At 28.9% G+C, this 18,707-nt stretch carries 10 protein-coding genes and 1 pseudogene; 4 read left to right on the top strand and 7 right to left on the bottom strand.

All coding sequences use genetic code 11. From position 1 onward, the window contains the following. Positions 1 to 2,263: 2,263 nt before the first annotated feature. The 7 genes and pseudogenes from nth to rsxA form a co-directional block, all read right to left on the bottom strand. Positions 2,264 to 2,905, bottom strand: a complete 642-nt coding sequence (gene nth, locus GFV14_RS02205; RefSeq protein WP_457914049.1) for an endonuclease III — start codon at positions 2,903 to 2,905, stop codon at positions 2,264 to 2,266. A 44-nt stretch (positions 2,906 to 2,949) separates the two neighbouring features. Further along, entirely contained in the window at positions 2,950 to 3,609 is a 660-nt protein-coding gene (gene rsxE, locus GFV14_RS02200; protein WP_457914048.1) for an electron transport complex subunit RsxE, read from the bottom strand. After that, positions 3,602 to 4,129 (bottom strand): electron transport complex subunit RsxG, encoded by a 528-nt coding sequence (gene rsxG, locus GFV14_RS02195; RefSeq protein WP_457914047.1) that lies wholly within the window; start codon positions 4,127 to 4,129, stop codon positions 3,602 to 3,604. Before rsxG ends, rsxE begins: the two co-directional genes overlap by 8 nt. Before the next feature lie 127 nt (positions 4,130 to 4,256). Continuing rightward, positions 4,257 to 5,339 carry an electron transport complex subunit RsxD gene (rsxD, locus tag GFV14_RS02190; protein ID WP_457914046.1) on the bottom strand — a complete coding sequence of 361 codons (1,083 nt, stop codon included), beginning with the start codon at positions 5,337 to 5,339 and terminating at the stop codon, positions 4,257 to 4,259. A gap of 92 nt (positions 5,340 to 5,431) precedes the next feature. Beyond that, a complete protein-coding gene (gene rsxC / locus GFV14_RS02185) occupies positions 5,432 to 7,195 on the bottom strand; it encodes an electron transport complex subunit RsxC (RefSeq protein WP_457914045.1) in 1,764 nt (587 codons plus the stop codon). 119 nt (positions 7,196 to 7,314) lie between these two features. Then, positions 7,315 to 7,818: pseudogene (rsxB, locus tag GFV14_RS02180) on the bottom strand (electron transport complex subunit RsxB); the annotation flags it as partial. Next, positions 7,818 to 8,399, bottom strand: coding sequence for an electron transport complex subunit RsxA (rsxA, locus tag GFV14_RS02175; RefSeq protein ID WP_457914044.1), 582 nt, complete (start codon positions 8,397 to 8,399; stop codon positions 7,818 to 7,820). The gene rsxA and the pseudogene rsxB, both read right to left, overlap by 1 nt. Positions 8,400 to 10,108: 1,709 nt before the next feature. Between rsxA and guaB the strand changes: the two genes are divergently transcribed. From guaB to ppk1, 4 genes are all read left to right on the top strand, one after another. Continuing rightward, positions 10,109 to 11,596 carry an IMP dehydrogenase gene (guaB, locus tag GFV14_RS02170; RefSeq protein WP_457914043.1) on the top strand — a complete coding sequence of 496 codons (1,488 nt, stop codon included), beginning with the start codon at positions 10,109 to 10,111 and terminating at the stop codon, positions 11,594 to 11,596. Positions 11,597 to 11,792: 196 nt separating this feature from the next. After that, the gene (guaA, locus tag GFV14_RS02165; protein WP_457914042.1) at positions 11,793 to 13,370 is read left to right on the top strand and encodes a glutamine-hydrolyzing GMP synthase; all 1,578 of its coding nucleotides are present in this window, start codon (positions 11,793 to 11,795) and stop codon (positions 13,368 to 13,370) included. A 1,963-nt stretch (positions 13,371 to 15,333) separates the two neighbouring features. Beyond that, positions 15,334 to 15,912, top strand: a complete 579-nt coding sequence (gene speG, locus GFV14_RS02160; RefSeq protein WP_457914041.1) for a spermidine N1-acetyltransferase — start codon at positions 15,334 to 15,336, stop codon at positions 15,910 to 15,912. A gap of 63 nt (positions 15,913 to 15,975) precedes the next feature. Further along, positions 15,976 to 18,045, top strand: coding sequence for a polyphosphate kinase 1 (gene ppk1, locus GFV14_RS02155; RefSeq protein WP_457914679.1), 2,070 nt, complete (start codon positions 15,976 to 15,978; stop codon positions 18,043 to 18,045). Positions 18,046 to 18,707 lie beyond the last annotated feature (662 nt).

Raw genomic sequence — 18,707 nt, 5'->3', positions numbered from 1 at the left:
ATTGCGAATATTATATAGGTATAATACAGTAATAAATATAATAATATAATATTACTATATACGATATTAATAATTTTTTGTCAAAACTTTTTTTGAATATCTTAAATTAATTTAAGATATTCAAAAAATAGCGAAACGTATATTGATATACTTATAAAAGTTCTACAGTAGTGTGTATCTAATTAGTATAGAATATATTAATAGTTTTTCATTAAAGAAATTTTATAATTCAATAAGTTAAGTGTGAATTTTATTAAGATCTTCTCTTAGAGAAGATCTTCGTTGTATGTTAATAAAAAATTTTGCTTAAAATATTAACTAAATTCAGCTGTAATACAGTTCATATTTTAAATTAGTGAATATTTTCATTTAAGAGTATATAATATTATTTTTGGTAAAAATAATCAATGCTAGCTTGATAAATTCACACATTGTCTTTAAATAACTGTCAGGTTTTCTATATTTTGTAGTGTTTTTTACTAATGTTACGATGTTTAACTGCTTAATAATTAGTAATTTATATATATTTTATTTTATTTTATTTTTTCAATGATGGAGATTGATATATAATAAATAAAATTCACTAATATTAACCTATGTAATTTTTCATTGTATATTAATATTTTCTTTAAGTAAATAAATAATTTTATACTCATTAAAGACTTATAAAATCATTTTTCTATTTTAAATATTATGTGTCATGACGATAATGACATATGATAATTCTTGAATATCTACCATTATTAGTTTTTGGACCTTAGAAATTCTTTTTATCTATGTCACAGTCTTTGTTATGTGTAGTAGTGTTGTTCTTAATACTTTACGTATGAATAATCATGAAAATTGTGTTAGAATTTAAATTAATATTACTAGTGATTACGTGTTAGTTATATTTTTTAATGTTATCCCAATAAAGTGAACTTTATTAATAATAGTTATGATTATAAAGTTTAAAATGATACAAGGTCTCTTGTTTGAGATAACTATAGGAAGTATAGTATCTAATATAAAAAATTTTTCGAATATATAACACTCATAATAATATCATCCATATTAATTTTGTAGGTGTTTAGATTCTAGAAAATGAGTCAGAAAATACGATTTTTTTTAAAATCTTTTTAACTCATTATCTTGAGTTGTTATTTATATTATTTTAATAGGATATATAAAAATAATTCAGTTTAAAAATATTTTATATATACTCAAATAATTATATTAATAAAATATTTAATCATCGATAATAGTAAATAACGAGCTGTGAAGCGATAATAAAGATGTTGTGATTTTTGCAATATCATGATGATGAAGTTTGTATAGAATGTATTTTATTTATAACGGCACAGTCTGTATACAAATATTAAAAATACTAAATCTTAATTTATTTAGCCCACTTATAGTGCAAAGAAAAGCAGTAATCGTTATTATTTCTAGCGAATGAATTATCATATAGCATATTTTAAAAGAATTTTTACTGGTATTAACAATAATATTGTTCAGCTATTTATTCGATTAATTTAATTGTGTTTCTTGTGATTAATGCTAATAGTCTTACAATGATTAGATAATGATCACTAGTCAAATACGGTATTATAAATTCAGTATTATTAACATATAGAGTAATTCTCATGAGCATCTTAATATAAAAGATAATATGAAGTTCATATGACAATATAAGGTGTGTTAATACAAGTAAGCAGTGGGTGTAAAATGTTTAGGTCAATTTATCTAATGAATTTTTTCTTTAATATAGATTATTATATTATTGAATATACAATAAACTATGCAATAATTTATGATAGTCGAGTTAGACTATATTAGTGTTTTCCATAATTTGTTTTATGATGATGCAATATAATTTTACAAGATCGGAGGTAATCGCTACCATTAGTGATGTAATTTTATACAGTCTAGATAAAAGTTTTTTACAGGCATTTAGTATCTTCTAGTTGATGTGTATTATTGTCTCATTATCTTTAGAACATGAGTGAGTCATTTATGTATGTCAACAGTAAAAATTATAGAGTTTTAGGGCTGAGTTTTTAGAAATAACAAACAAATAATGATTATTGTATTTTTTGTGAAAATCTATGAACTGTTGTAATCGAATCATTATTCTCTTTATTTGTTATGTTGTAAGCAATGCATTTTTGAAAAATATATTTACGGTTTATATAGCAGTTTCAATTTAGTTTTAATTACTATATAAGTTACAGTTCTAGAGTAAGAAACACCGCCGATAATATGTTCTAAGATCTATGTGACGTTAATTTTCTAAGTATATTTTATCTTTAAATTTGCAGAGATCTTCAATAATACAAGAGGTACAGCGTGGTTTTCGTGCAATACAAGTATATCGTCCATGTAGAACCAACCAATTATGACAATCAACTTTAAATTTTATAGGAACAAATTTAAGAAGTTTTTTTTCAACTTCAAGCATATTTTTTCCTGGAGCAAAATTCGTGCGATTACATACTCTAAAAACGTGTGTTTCAACAGCAATAGTGGGCCAACCAAAAATAGTATTAAGTATAATATTCGTTGTTTTACGACCCACTCCTGGGAAGGTTTCAAGCGCTTTTCTATTTTCAGGGATTTCACCATGATACTTTTTTATTAAAATATCACAAGTCTTGATAATATTGTTAGATTTAATATTAAATAAACCAATTTTTTTGATATAATTTTTAATTCCATCAACTCCAAGCGCTAATATTGCTTCTGGAGTGTTAGCTATAGAATAAAGTTTTTTTGTTGCTTTATTAACTTGTATATCAGTAGCTTGAGCGGATAACAATACAGATATTAATAATTCAAAAGGAGAATTAAATTCTAATTCTGTCTTTGGGTTTTGGTTGTTATCTTTCAGACGAGTTAATATTTCAATACGTTTTGATTGATTCATGTTTACATTTGTAACCTATAAATAAAATTTTTTAACTTTTTACTTTATTTTTGGTAATTTGTGGTATGTTGTTTGATTTTTTCATCAATTAAGTTTTTGCCAGCTAATATTAAAGCTAGACTGATAAAAGTTCCAGGTGGCATCAGAGCAAGTAAGAAGGGAAAATTAAAGTCGAAAACTTTAATTTTTAGTGATGAAGCCCAAGAACCTAAAAGCAAATCTGCGTCATTAAATAATGTACCATTCCCTGAAATTTCACGAATTGCACCAAGAAAAAATAAAACTAAAGTTATATTAAGTCCAATGACAATGCCATCAATAAAAGAACGTGATATAGAATTTTTTGAAGCATAAGTTTCTGCGCGATCAATAATAGTGCAGTTAGTTATCAGTAATGGGATAAAAATTCCTATTGCTTTATATAATTCGAAAGCATAAACATTGATTAACATTTGTATCGCATTAACGATTGAGGCAATTATGATAATATAAATCGGTATACGGATTTTATGTGGTATCCATCGATGTAACGCAGAAATAGAAATATTAGTAAAAACAATTACTAATGTGATGACAAAACCTAGTCCTAATGCATGTATTGTAGTAGATGAAACAAGAAGGAATGGATAGAGACCAGGTAGTTTGACTAGTACTGAGTCATTTTTCCATAAACTCTGCGCAAAAAATTTTAGTATTTTATACATGATTATTTAACGTTATAGATAGGATAAGTTGATAAATTTTACGATTTTTTTTGATAAAAGTCGCTCCACATTTTGTCGCATTCAGAACAGCTCTTGGCGTGATTGTCACGCCAGTAAATTGATCAAATTCACCGGCATATTTTTTAACTACCCATTTAGGATCATTCTCAGATTCTATTGTTTTACCACTAAAAAATGTAATCCAATTCGAAATACGTGTCTCTATTTTATCGCCAAGTCCTAGTGTTTCAAAGTGTTGTATAACTCTAACATCTAATACAGTGCCTTTAAAGTCTGCACCGACTAGTAGTATAATATTGTGCCTTAAATGACCATTTTTAGCAATTAATTGAATTGCCGAAGCCATAGGTTCGTTGTTTTTTCGAGTAATATATAGGTGATAAGATCGTTTGTTATCAAGTGATTCTTCTGTATTAATGAGATAACACTCTTGACTAAAATCATTATTATAGTAGTGTTTAGGTACTACTTTGTTGAGTAATTTTTTCTGAAAAATCATTGCTTTTTTGTTATTTTACTTTTTGTTAATGTATAAATTGCAGAACTAAATCCTGTAGTAACTGTTATGATAATTGCTAGAATGATACTATAATGATACATCGTTTCGAACATACAGGTTATTTTATTCATAAATTATGCTTGTATTTGCACGGCCGTGTATAATAATCTAAAAGTGGCACTATCATATTAGTTAGTAATACCGCAAAAGCGATACCGTCAGGATAATCACCATAAACACGAATTAACCACACCAAAGTACCAATAAGACTACCATATATCAGACGACCTTTAGGTGTTGTAGATGCAGTGACAGGATCTGTAGCAATAAAAAACGCTCCAAGCATAGTTGAACCTGATAACATTTGTATTAATGGTGTAGAATAATCATGATGATCTAAAAACCCACTCATAGTCGAAAAAAGAGCTAGCACAGTCAGGATGGATGCAGGAATATGCCAGGTAATAATACGGCGATTTAACATAATTAAACCGCCTAATAAATAAGCAAGATTAACCCACTGCCAACCTATTCTTGTTATTTTACCTTGTATAAGAGGTTTCTGTAGAATATTCGAAATTACATCTGTTAGAAAACCTGTTTTAAAGCTTTCTAGAGGTGTAGCTTGGCTCATTCCGTCTATGCCGGTTCGCAATGTATCAATTGTGATTCCTTCTAGTGTAGAGTCTATAAGAATAAGTAACAGGCTATCAAGCCAATTGATATCAAAAGACTGCAGTTCTTTTGGTGGTAACCAACTGGTCATTTGAATAGGAAAAGATATTAAGACTACTACATATCCGATCATTGCAGGATTAAATAGATTTTGACCAAGTCCACCAAAACATTGTTTTGCAATAATGATAGAAAATGTAGTCCCTAGTATTATTATCCACCAAGAGGCTAATGGTGGCACGCTCACACCTAAAAGTAATGCGGTAACAAGGGCTGAATGGTTTTTTAAAACACGAATAATAGATTGTTTTCGTAAATAACATGTAATCGTTTCAGCAATTAATGCAGTTAAAATAGCTAAGATAATTTGATACAGCGTACCAATACTAAAAAAATAAATTTGCACTGCAACACCAGGTATAGCAGCTAACAAAACCCAAAACATTATGATATTAGTGTTTTTTCGTTTTTGTTTAAATAGTATATGAACAATTTTAAAACAAAGATTATTGAGTTTAATGGGTTTAAATGTCATGATCTTTAATTACTTGCTCTATTGTTGATTATTTATATTGATTCTAAGTTTGTTTGGCGTTTATTTAAGTACTGTCCGAAGAAAGTGTTCCGTTATAATGAGTCTTTTTTTACAATGAAAACTTCGTCTTTAGATGAGTGTGATTTTTCTTTATTAATTTGTCGTAATCTTCGTGTTTTTTCTTGAAAATTTTTTTTTGTTTTTGCTCGGGAAATAGCGGCGAAAACAATAGCTTTTCGTAGGTCATCAGAACTTCTTTCATCTACTAATCCAGTAAGTTTTGATATTTTTTTCTTTACCTGTCCAGCGTTGTCTTGTGCTGTATATTTTTCACGTTTAATAATAATTAAACTATTATTAGTTTTAGTATCTGCAAGTATTTCTTCTTCTATATTTGGCGCTTGCATAGACGTTTTTTTATAACGTTCTAAACGAGCTAACTTTTCTCGTTCCACTCGTTCTTGTTTAAATGTAAAACGCAATTTTACTTCTGATTTACGCTCTTCTTCTTGAGAAATTTTGCATATTTCTATTTTTTCTTGTCGATAATATTGCACTAAAGGGATATTGCTTGGGCAAACGTTAGAACAAGCTCCACATTCTATACAGTCGAATAGGTTGTATTTTTGTGCTTTTTTGTGTTCTTTTCCTTTACTATACCAGTACAATTGTTGTGGTAGCAACCCGGAAGAACAAACATCAACACATAAGCCACAACGAATACAAGCTTCCTCAATAAATGTTTTTTCAATATCTTTAGCAGTTTGAATGAGCAAGTAGCTACAACTTTTAACAATAGGTATATTACAATTAGGCAATGTCAATCCCATCAACGGATTACCCATCATCACTGTTTCTTTAGCTGTATATTGAAAACCTGTTTGCTCCAGTAAAGTGAAGATTGGTGCGCCTAATCGAGTCCAAAAATTTCTAGGTGTTTTTATCGATTCACCCATCACAGTCACAACGCGTTCAATTAATGGCTGTCCATTAATTACTGCACGTTTAATGGCTATAATAGTTGCGACGTTTTGTATTAAAACTCCAATCTGAGATAAATAAGCCTCTGAGAATATTTTTTTCCCTATTAAAATTTTAGTTAATGGTTTAGTTTTAACAGAAAGATATTTAGTTGGTACTACGTGCACACTCAAATATTGATCTTGTTTAGTAATCTTTTTTCTTAATGCAAGAATCGCGTTTGGCTTATTATCTTCAATGCTTATTAAGATTTTATTAGGTTTAAGTAAATGTTTTAAAATACGGCAGCCCTCAATTACTTCATCGGCATGTTCTTGTACTAACTGATCATTAGCTGTGATATAAGATTCACATTCTGCTGTATTAACAATCAATGTATGAATTTTATTTTGAGCACTAATTAGTTTAGAAGCAGTAGGGGATCCTAAACCGTCTAGATCTACAATACCTGCTTGTTGAATTTTTTGTAGTATTTGTTGAGATGTTAGTTTGAAAAATCTTGGTTCAGGATATAGTGTACACCAAGTATCTAGTCCATCTGGTTCAATGCAGACGCATAATTCTTTCAAACCAGAAGAATTGGCTGTGCTCATTGCTTTAATTGCTATGATTTTTCCAGATGTTGATGCATGAACAGGAACTGTACATCCAAAACCTTGAGTTAAAGCTTGTCCTTTATAGACATAGTCTCCAATATTGACAATTAATTTACCTTCAGGACCGAGATGTTGCTGCAATGGAATGATGTACTCTTTAGGGGGTGAAGCTATCTGTATAGGGATTTGGCTTGTTGGGATTGTCATTCTTGGTGAATGAATGTTAATAGAAAAATTCCGAGTATTATGTTTCTTTAACCAGTTAAGTAGATTAAACATAAGCTTTACCCATCTACGATAGATTGCGAAAATTGGATTGATATAATCTGAATAAATACAAGAATATTTTGATAGAGATGATGTTAATAAGCCTCTATTTTCCATTTTCAATAGTTGTTTTTTAGAGGGATAAGTTTGATACAATTAGTTGGACAGGCAGTAACACATAGGTTGCATCCTGTGCATAAATCTTTAATAATAGTGTGCATTACCCGAGACGCTCCAATAATGGCATCAATCGGACATTTCTGAACACATTTAGCACAGCCAATGCAGTTATTTTCATCAATCAAGGCAACCTGACGCACAGGATTGGTCGTATTTGCATCTCCAGTAATACGCTGTGGCTCAACGTTTAATAACTCTGCAATTTCTAACATTACTGACTCCCCGCCGGGGATGCATTTATTAATGATCTCTTCGGTATTTACAATAGCTTCTGCGTAGGGGAGACAACCTAGATAATTACATTGACCACATTGATTTTGTGGTAAAATCATATCTAATTTTTCAATAATAGGTTTTTTATCAACTATAAATTGTAAAGAAGAATAGGTTAAAATCAGACCAAATATAAAACCAAAGATGCTTAATATACCAATAGCAATCCATAATGATATCATTAAAATTTCACTAATCCTTTCAAGCCCATGAATGCTAAAGACATCAATCCAGAAGTGAGCAAATTAATTGATAAACCACGAAACAGAACAGGGACATTCGCAATCGCTAAACGTTCACGCATAGCAGTAAATAGCACCATGACAACTGAAAAGCTAATCGCAGCACTAAAGCCATATACTGAAAATTGTAAAAAACTATTTAATTGGTTATTATTCAATAATATTATACCAAGCATACTACAATTGGTAGAAACGAGAGGAAAGAAAATACCAAGAAAGTGATGCACAATCAAACTAGTTTTTCTCACTACTATCTCTGTAAATTGTACCACAAGTGCAATAATTAAAATCAAACTCAACGTGCGAAGATAGAGTAGGTTTAGTGGAATCAAGATTAATTTATCCATTAACCACAAACTCATAGACGAAAATGTTATGACAAATGTAGTAGAAAGACTAATTCCAATAGCTGTTTCGAGTTTTTTTGATACGTCTATAAATTGGTATATCCCGAGGCATTTCACAAGTACAAAATTATTAACTAGTGCTGCCCCTGTAAATAGCAAAACATAATCAGTCATTATCATAACCTGGAATAACGATAAAAAATCAACTGGCTGAAATTAGTTGCACTGGCCATATTATAATCGTATTATGCTCATCGATCTTCTGTGAAAATCATAAGCATCTTATTAGACAGAGCATTTTATATTAGGAGTAAGAGTAATATTTTTCTAATAATATAACAGTGAGAGTTATAATGAAAGTTCACCATTAATATAAGCGAATGTGAAATATTTTCAAACTAAATATAAACTAATCACGAGATAATTAAACATTATCATTATGTAAACTAAAAAAATAAAAAATATTAAGTATAAAAGATGAATAATGAAAGTGCTATTAATCTCATCAAGCAGGAGAAGATATTTGTCTTATAAAATCAAGCTGCTCGTATTGACTTGTTCTAATAATAATTTCATAGAGTTTAATCATATAAATTATTACATGACAGTAACAGTAAGATAAATACTGAATAATCATGCGCAGTTTTATTAAACTAAATTTAATATTGTAATTTCATGAAAATAATTCATATAGTTATATAATTTTCTTTAATAATTTTATATATAGAGAATCAAACAATAGTAATGATTTATATCATAGATGTCAAGGTCAACTTTAAAGGTTTAAATTATTAAAATAATATATTTAATATATCTTTCTCAAAAGTAATAAAATAAACGTCAAGTTGATAACTAATGGGGTACTTTTAAATATCTCTGACAGTCTTTTAAAAGTGTCTATATTTTCAGAAAATACAATTTCTATTTAATAATTTAATACTGAAAGTAGTGTGTTAATAATATAGAATGCATTGTTTTTACTATGTGAGTATGATAATGATATTTGATATAATAGTAAATTATACTATCTAAAATATTTATACATATTAAATAACCTTAAATACCCTTCTCAAAATAATTTTGTGACATATCAATAGACCTTGTGGTAATTTTCACTTTGCTTTAGAAAGACTATATTATTTGAACTAAGATTAACTATGTTTAATAGTTTGTGAAACTTACATAAATGTAAGTTATTACTCGAATAAAGATTGAAAATATAATAATCAGCATTAATAGTTTACGATAACTTAAAATATAAATAATGTCTTATAATTCAATGCTAAAACATAATTATTTTCACACTATAATTTGTATAGAATAATGATTTTTATAAAAATACTCAACTAGATTTTTGCCTAAATCTATATTGGTAATGAATAATGTTATTGTGAGAATTGTCTCTGGTAGGTTCAAATATTATATATACTAATTTAATAATTATATCAAACCTTATTTATAATAAAGTGACAGTTTATTGTCTAAAAATATGTTAAGCTATTTTATAGCTGAAAATATATTAGTGTGATGATCGTGAAATATAATTGAACTAATTTGATTTTTAGTATTTTATGACATGAGATATTGCATATTAGATTACAAGAAGAAAATTTATTATTTTAGCAATAAGTTATATTATTTTATTTATTTTTAAGGTTTTTTAAATATTATCAGAGTCTAATAATAAAATAAGTAATGTCACTTTTTAAGTCAATTCATAAATAAGCTAAAATTTTAAAATAATGACTAAATTATTAATTTTTAAATAGTTAGAATAGTTATTAATATTTTTTAAAAGATAGTGGAGACAACTAATTTTGGTGTGTATATTGCATGGAAATATTTTATACTTTTTAATAAATCTGCCTGGCAGGATATTGTTTATGTTACGCATAAAAAAAGAAGCACTAACTTTCGACGACGTATTGCTCGTTCCTGCATACTCAACCGTACTACCAAGTACGGCTGATTTATCTACTCAATTAACTACAATGATCCGTTTAAATATTCCTATGCTTTCTGCAGCAATGGATACTGTTACTGAATCTGAGCTTGCTATTTCTATTGCTCAAGAAGGTGGTCTTGGTTTTATTCATAAAAATATGTCAATTGAACGTCAAGCTGAAGAAGTGCGCCGCGTAAAAAAATACGAAAGTGGTGTTGTCATTGATCCTGTAACGGTTACTCCAGATACAACTATTCGTGAAATACAAGCTATGTCTAAACGTAATGGTTTTGCAGGTTATCCAGTGGTGGCAGTAGATAATTCTTTAGTTGGGATAATTACTGGGCGTGATATTCGTTTCGTTACTGATCTTGATCAACCTGTTACTGCAGTAATGACACCTAAAGATCGTTTAGTTACGGTAAAAGAAGGTGAATCACATGAAATTGTTTTGCAAAAAATGCATGAAAAACGTGTAGAAAAAGCACTGGTTATTGACAATCATTCTTACTTAATAGGTATGATTACAGTTAAAGATTTTCAGAAAGCAGAGCGTAAACCAAATGCATGTAAAGACAATAAAGGTCGCTTACGTGTAGGTGCTGCTATTGGTTCAGGTTCAGATAATAACGAAAAACGTGTTGACAAGCTAGTGGATGCGGGTATAGATGTATTATTAATTGATTCTTCTCACGGTCACTCAGAGGGTGTTTTACAGTGTATTCGTGACATTCGTAAGAAATACCCTAAGTTACAAATTATTGGTGGTAATATTGCAACAGGAGAAGGCGCTAAAGCATTAGCAGACGTGGGTGTTGGTGCTGTGAAAGTAGGTATTGGCCCAGGATCTATTTGCACAACACGAATTGTTACTGGTGTTGGTATACCACAAATTACTGCTATTGCTGATGCGGTGGAAGCATTAGAAGGTACGGGAATTCCAGTCATAGCGGATGGTGGTATCCGTTTCTCGGGTGATATTGCTAAAGCTATTGCGGCAGGTGCATCTTGCGTTATGGTTGGTTCTATGTTTGCAGGGACGGAAGAATCTCCAGGAGAAACTATTTTATTTCAAGGACGTACATATAAAGCTTACCGAGGTATGGGGTCTCTAGGTGCAATGTCTCAAGGTTCATCAGATCGTTATTTTCAATCTAGCTATACTACTGAAAAATTAGTTCCGGAAGGAATTGAAGGACGAGTTGCATATAAAGGTCGCTTAAAAGATATTATCTATCAACAAATGGGCGGGCTCTCTTCCTGTATGGGGCTTACGGGCTGCAGTACTATTGATAGATTACGCACTAGGGCAGAGTTTGTTCGTATTAGTGGTGCTGGTATTCAAGAAAGTCATGTGCATGACGTAACCATTACTAAAGAGTCTCCGAATTACCGTCTTGGACAAAAAAATATTTATTCAAAATAATTATTTTTATTTAGATATTACACAAAACTATTTTAGAATAATGATCCCTAATATAATTAAGGGCTCTGATAGACGATTATATTATTAGCACACGTTGTTTAATATAAACTATGATTAGTATAATAACTTAGAGTTATTCCATTATCTATTATTAAGATACTATTTGATTATCAACTGCAGTTTTGGAATTTTTTAAATGATAACAAATATCCGTAAGAACCGCATTCTTATTCTTGATTTTGGCTCTCAATATTCACAGCTTATTGCTCGTCGTATTCGTGATCTTGGTATTTATTGTGAACTTTGGTCATGGGATGTTTCAGAACAAGAAATTTATGAATTTAATTCAAATGGTATTATTTTGTCTGGTGGTCCGAAAAGCTCAACAAAACATGATAGTCCACGTGCATCTAATTATGTATTTACTGCTGGTATACCTGTTTTAGGTATTTGTTACGGTATGCAAATTATGGCAATGCAACTTGGTGGGGTAGTTGAAATTTCTAACAAACGTGAATTTGGGCATGCTACAGTTGAAGTTATGGCGTCGTGTGAATTATTCCGTGATATTCAGGATTCATTAAATAACAATGGTATTCCAGTGCTTAATGTTTGGATGAGTCATGGTGACAAAGTGACTGTTATTCCAGCAGACTTTAAAAATATTGCCAGCACAAGCAATTGTTCATTTGCTATTATGGCAAATGAAGAAAAAAAATTTTATGGTGTACAATTTCACCCGGAAGTAACTCATACTTGTCAAGGTATTAATATTCTTAAGCGTTTTGTTCAGGATATTTGTCAGTGTGAATCCTTATGGAATCCAAAGGCTATTATTAATGACACTGTATGTCGTCTGAAAGATCAGATTGGTGATGACCACGTTATTTTAGCCTTTTCTGGTGGTGTTGACTCCTCTGTTACTGCATTATTGTTACATCGTGCAATTGGTAAGCGTTTAATTTGTGTATTTGTCGATAACGGATTACTTCGTTTTAACGAAGCAGATCAAGTTATGGAAATGTTTAGAGGAAAATTTGACCTTAATATTATATATATTAAAGCAGAGGACCGTTTTCTAAGTGCATTAGCTGGTGTGACAGATCCAGAAGCGAAACGTAAAGTTATTGGTCATGTTTTTATTGATGTATTTGATGAAGAAGCATCTAAACAACCTCAAGTTAATTGGCTAGCACAAGGTACTATCTATCCAGATATTATTGAATCCTCTTCTTCTGTGACAGGTAAATCTCATATTATTAAATCTCATCATAACGTTGGTGGATTACCTAATAATATGAAATTAGGTTTAGTGGAGCCATTAAAAAAGTTATTCAAAGATGAAGTGCGTAAAATTGGTCTTGAGTTAGGTTTGTCATATAATATGATTTACCGCCATCCGTTTCCAGGTCCAGGATTAGGTGTTCGTATTTTAGGTGAAGTTAAAAAAGAATATACTGATCTTCTTCGTCACGCAGATTCGATCTTTATTGAAGAATTGTACAAAGCAGATTTATATAATAAAGTTAGTCAAGCATTTACTTTATTCCTGCCAATACGTTCAGTTGGTGTTATGGGCGATAGTCGTAAATATAATTGGGTTGTATCTCTTCGAGCTGTTGAAACTATCGACTTTATGACAGCGAGTTGGGCGCATTTGCCATATGATTTCTTAGGCCGTGTTTCAAATCGAATTATTAATGAAATAAATGGTATTTCACGTGTAGTGTATGATATTAGCAGTAAACCACCAGCAACAATAGAGTGGGAATAATTTAATATTTAGCATTAGCTAATTTTAAATAGTATAATAATCATATAAGTTTATATAAACTACCCTTTATATCTGTATTGTTGAGTTCTGATGAGTAGTTTTAAAGAAAGATTGTATGCAAGGATTAGAATAAATATTATGAATACCTATATGTTATAAATACTCTTTTATCTTATATGATAATTTTCATTTTTATTGCTGTAGTAATATTTACAAAATATTGCTTTTAAATATATTATATTCTATTTCAGTGAGCACTTTATAAAAACCAACTTAACTATCATTAGTTATCTAGACTTGCTTCTATCCTAGTCTGTCTTTTACTTAACAATATTATAATAATTAATAATATATGCTAGTTATATATTTTATTTTCGTTAACAAGCATATTTTATATTAATTTTTAGATCAACGATTATTTTTCATTTTTAATTATACGAATATGCTCTTCAGTAAGAGAAGAAACATTAATGAAGATTCTCAGATATTTTATAATAGATGTATTGAGTAATATTTGACTGATCATTTTAAAATGAGCTTTAGAATAAAATTACAATCTTTTCAATATTACTAGATATTGTATTTGAGTGTTGTTAACTGAAAAATAATTTTATAATTTATGTTCACTAAATATTACATTATTTATATCACTTAAGATTAGTTCAAGAAGTTATTATCAAATTTGAATATTAAGAATAGAGAGGATTATTATATCTTACATTCATAAAAAATATGATGATAGATATAAATCCGCACTTTTAATGTATATAATATTTTTTAAATGATGACTAGATCTTGATAGAAAATAGGAAATATCATAGATTTTCTTAAGAAATTAAATAACTAAAATAAACCAGCATTGTAGTTTTATTAAAATAATATTTATTAAAATAAACTTTTATTTTTTATTCAACAAAGATATTGATATTAAAAATTAATATTAATTTTTATTTTATCGAGTAGTTTTAGAGATTATATAATGTTAATTTTAATGGATAATAGTTATAACAAAGAGACCAACTTGATAAGTTGAACAATTATATGAGAGAACCTTTTGCATTTTTTGTTTTTGATAAGATTTTTAGGTCATTTAACATATCAGTTGATAACCTAATATTTAGAAAATGACATAGAATGTATTAAATTTATGAATATTATATGCTAAATAATTACGCTTAGTATATGTAAATATATACTCGAAAATATTTCATTAATTATTATTTCTATCTGATAAAATATTTTTCTTCATACAGATCTTGTAATCTAAAACCATTAAGAAGATTTTTATAGTTGACATAAATTCTCGTTAATAACATTATATTTTTTATAAACCTTTGAGTATATACTACAATATCTTATTTCATTTTAGAATTTTGTATTTGTACTATCAATTTTTCACGAGAGATATTTGTGTATTCTTAAAGACGGTTACATATTTGTGATAACGATAATTGTGATTTATTTTATTTGCTTCTGACAAAATATTTAGATAATTATATTTGCAATACTTTCTCGAGCAGGATTACCTCTGTTTCAGATAATTTTTATTTTTAAAGTTTTAGATAAGAATATACAGTACTTTTTTTAGGAAAATATTAAGTCAACCAGTTTTTCACTAAATAGTTATTGATTATCTACAGCGGTAGTATATAAAATACTTTATACATATTAATTACTCATAAAGTAATATAGTGTTAATTCTCTGTTAAAAAAATAGGGATTTAATTTGTTAAACAACACTTTAACTGATCTCACTACTATAGTTTTTTAATTTTGATAATATACACAAACAATTATGTTTAAAAAGATTTTACTAAGTTTCTTAGATAAACTTTATATTTTATATCATAATGTAATGATGAAATTAGTAATATTATTATCTAATGATTAAATAAGCTATATTCATTCATTTGATTTCTCATTCATAATAGATAGTTGCTTAATTTAAAACGCAGAGGTTTTTATGATAACCGGGAAAGCTAATCCATTTAGGTTGCGTCCACTTGAACGTGAAGATTTAACGTTTATTCATCAACTTGATAATAATGCTAGCATCATGCGTTACTGGTTTGAAGAGCCTTATGAGGCTTTTGTTGAATTAGTTGATCTTTATGATAAACATATTCATGATCAGTCTGAACGTCGTTTTATTATTGAAAGTGAGAATAAAAAAGTTGGGTTAGTTGAATTAGTTGAAATTGATTATATTCATCGTCGTTCTGAGTTTCAGATAATTATTGCACCTTGCTATCAAGGATATGGTTATGCGACACGAGCGGCAACATTGGCAATAACCTATGCATTTTCTGTGCTGAATTTATACAAGCTTTATCTTATTGTAGATAAAGAAAATATTAAAGCTATACATATTTATAATAAATTAGGTTTTCATACTGAGGGTGAACTTATTGATGAATTTTTTATTAATGGTAGTTATCATACTGCCATACGTATGTGTGTTTTTCAGTATCAGTATTTCATTAGCAAAGCAAAATTTGTAAATACTGAAAAGATTGTAGACTCACACGGTGTAATTAAATAGAAAATTTAGTATATTAATAATGAATCAATGATTGATCATACATCTGTTAAATATGGAGAAATGATGTCCAAATCGCGTCTCTATCATGAAAAAGAGCTAAGTTGGCTTGCTTTTAATGAACGAGTGTTGCAAGAAGCGGAAGATAAGCGAAATCCTCTTATTGAACGTATGCGTTTTTTGGATATTTACTCTAATAATTTAGATGAATTTTATAAGGTCCGTTTTGCTGATGTAAAACGACGTATACTAATTAATGAAGAACGTGGTTCAGCTATTGTAACCCGACATCTTCTTAAACACATTCAAAGTAAAGTGGCCAAACAAGAACAAGAATTCGATATGCTATATAATAGCTTACTTCTTGAAATGGCTCACAACCAAATATTTTTAATTAATGAACGTCAAATATCACCACGTCAACAAATTTGGTTGCGTCAGTATTTTCAAGAACATTTACGTCAATATATAACGCCTATTATTATTAATTCAGATACTAATCTTGTGGAATTCTTAAAGGATGATTATACTTATTTAGCTGTTGAAATTATTAATGGTGATAATGTTCAATATGCTTTATTAGAAATCCCCTCAGATAAAGTGGCTCGGTTTGTAAACTTGCCACCAGAAATGCCAAAACGTCGTAAATGTATAGTGCTAATTGACAATATTATTCGTTATACCCTTGATGAGTTATTTAAAAGTTTTTTTGATTATGATCAATTAAATGCTTATTCTATGAAAATGACACGTGATGCAGAATATGATATAGCAACAGAAATGGAATCCAGTTTAATTGAAATTATGTCTTCTACGCTAAAGCAACGTTTAACCGCAGAGCCCGTGCGTTTTGTTTATCAACGGGAAATGCCTAATGAAATGGTTTCTGTATTGCGTGCAAAACTCGGTTTATCTAATAATGACTCTGTGATTGCTGGTGGTCGTTATCATAACTTTAAAGATTTTATTGAATTTTCGAATGCAGGAAATAAAAATCTTCTTAACAAACCTTTTATAAGACTTCGCCATCGCTGGTTTGACAACTTTCGAAATGGATTTGATACGATTCGTGATCGAGACATATTACTTTACTATCCTTATTATACATTTGAACATACTTTAGAATTACTTAGGCAATCTTCATTTGACCCTAATGTTCTGTCAATTAAAATTAATATATACCGTGTCGCGAAAGATTCACGTATTATTGATTCTGTAATTCATGCTGCTCATAATGGAAAAAAAGTGACTGTAGTTGTTGAATTACAAGCGCGTTTTGATGAAGAGGCCAATATTTATTGGGCTAAGCGTCTAACAGCTGCCGGTGTTCATGTCATTTTCTCAGCTCCTGGGCTCAAAATTCATGCTAAACTATTTCTTATCTCTCGAATGGAAAAAGGCCAAATAATGCGTTATGCGCATGTTGGAACAGGTAATTTTAATGAAAAAACAGCACGTTTATATACTGATTATTCATTATTAACAGCAAATGCAGACATTACTAATGAAGTACGTCGAGTATTTAGTTTTATTGAAAATCCTTATCGTCCTGTTACTTTTGATAATTTAATGGTGTCTCCACAAAATACACGGATTAAAATCAATGCTTTAATTGACCAAGAAATTTCTAATGCACAATCTGGTCTTTCGAGTGGAATTATCTTAAAAATCAATAATCTTGTTGATAAAGAGATCACAGATAAACTCTATGACGCTTCTAATGCTGGTGTAAAAATTCGCCTATTAATTAGAGGTATGTGTTCATTAGTTACAGGCCAGCCAGGCTACAGTGAAAATATTCAAGTGACGAGTATTATTGACCGTTTCTTAGAGCATGATCGTGTTTATGTTTTTGTAAACGCAGGTAATGAAAAGGTATTTATTTCTTCTGCAGATTGGATGACACGTAATATCGATTATCGAATTGAAGTTGCTGTACAACTTATAGATAGTCGTCTTAAACAACTGGTTTTAAAGATTCTTGATTTACAATTTAATGATACTGTTAAGGCACGTTATGTGGATAAAGATCTCAAAAATAATTATGTCACCAGCGATAGTAAGTGTAAAATTCGAGCTCAACTTGCCGTGTATGAATATTTAAAATCATTAGAAACGTCTAAAACAATGTTGTAATAACATGTTACTACCTTGTATACATACTGACCTGTTTCAAAAATGATAGTTATTAATTTTAGCTGTAACAACTTTATATACTTATATTTTGAAGCGTTAATAGTACATTATAAGCGTTCTCTAATTTATAATGATGATTATATCTTACAATGGTTTCAATAATGCTAATAAGTGTTGTAAAGAAATTATAGAGTATGTTTTAAGTTATGAGTATATTATTTAAAGACTTTCTATAAAAGTTTTAAAAAAACGTTTTATCATTAATATTTTACTCAGTATTTTCAATAATCAATCTTAAAGAATTCTTCAAAGATATTAAATATACTTTTCTATACAATGCAGATTATTGCAATCAAGAAAAAGTTTGATTAATATTTATGAAAGTTAAATCAATATGGCTTGAAAGATTATAATTTATTATGAATATTACTGTTAATTTAAAAAAATAATGATGAATTAACATTCAACTAATAGTCATTAAAAATGCGATATATGATTAGAGTAACTGTGTTGTAATATCTCCTCAGTAAATAATCATTCTGTAAAATTTTAACTAGGCTTATCTAAAATCTATAAAATTTTCAGTATAATGTAACTATTTTTAAAAGATTAAATAAGTTTTTATAATAAAAAGTCTTAGACATTATTAATATTGCTTATTC

The sequence above is a fragment of the Candidatus Hartigia pinicola genome, from assembly GCA_020541205.1.
Taxonomy (GTDB): Bacteria; Pseudomonadota; Gammaproteobacteria; order Enterobacterales; family Enterobacteriaceae; genus Hartigia; species Hartigia pinicola.
This window is presented reverse-complemented; position numbering and strand designations above follow the sequence as displayed.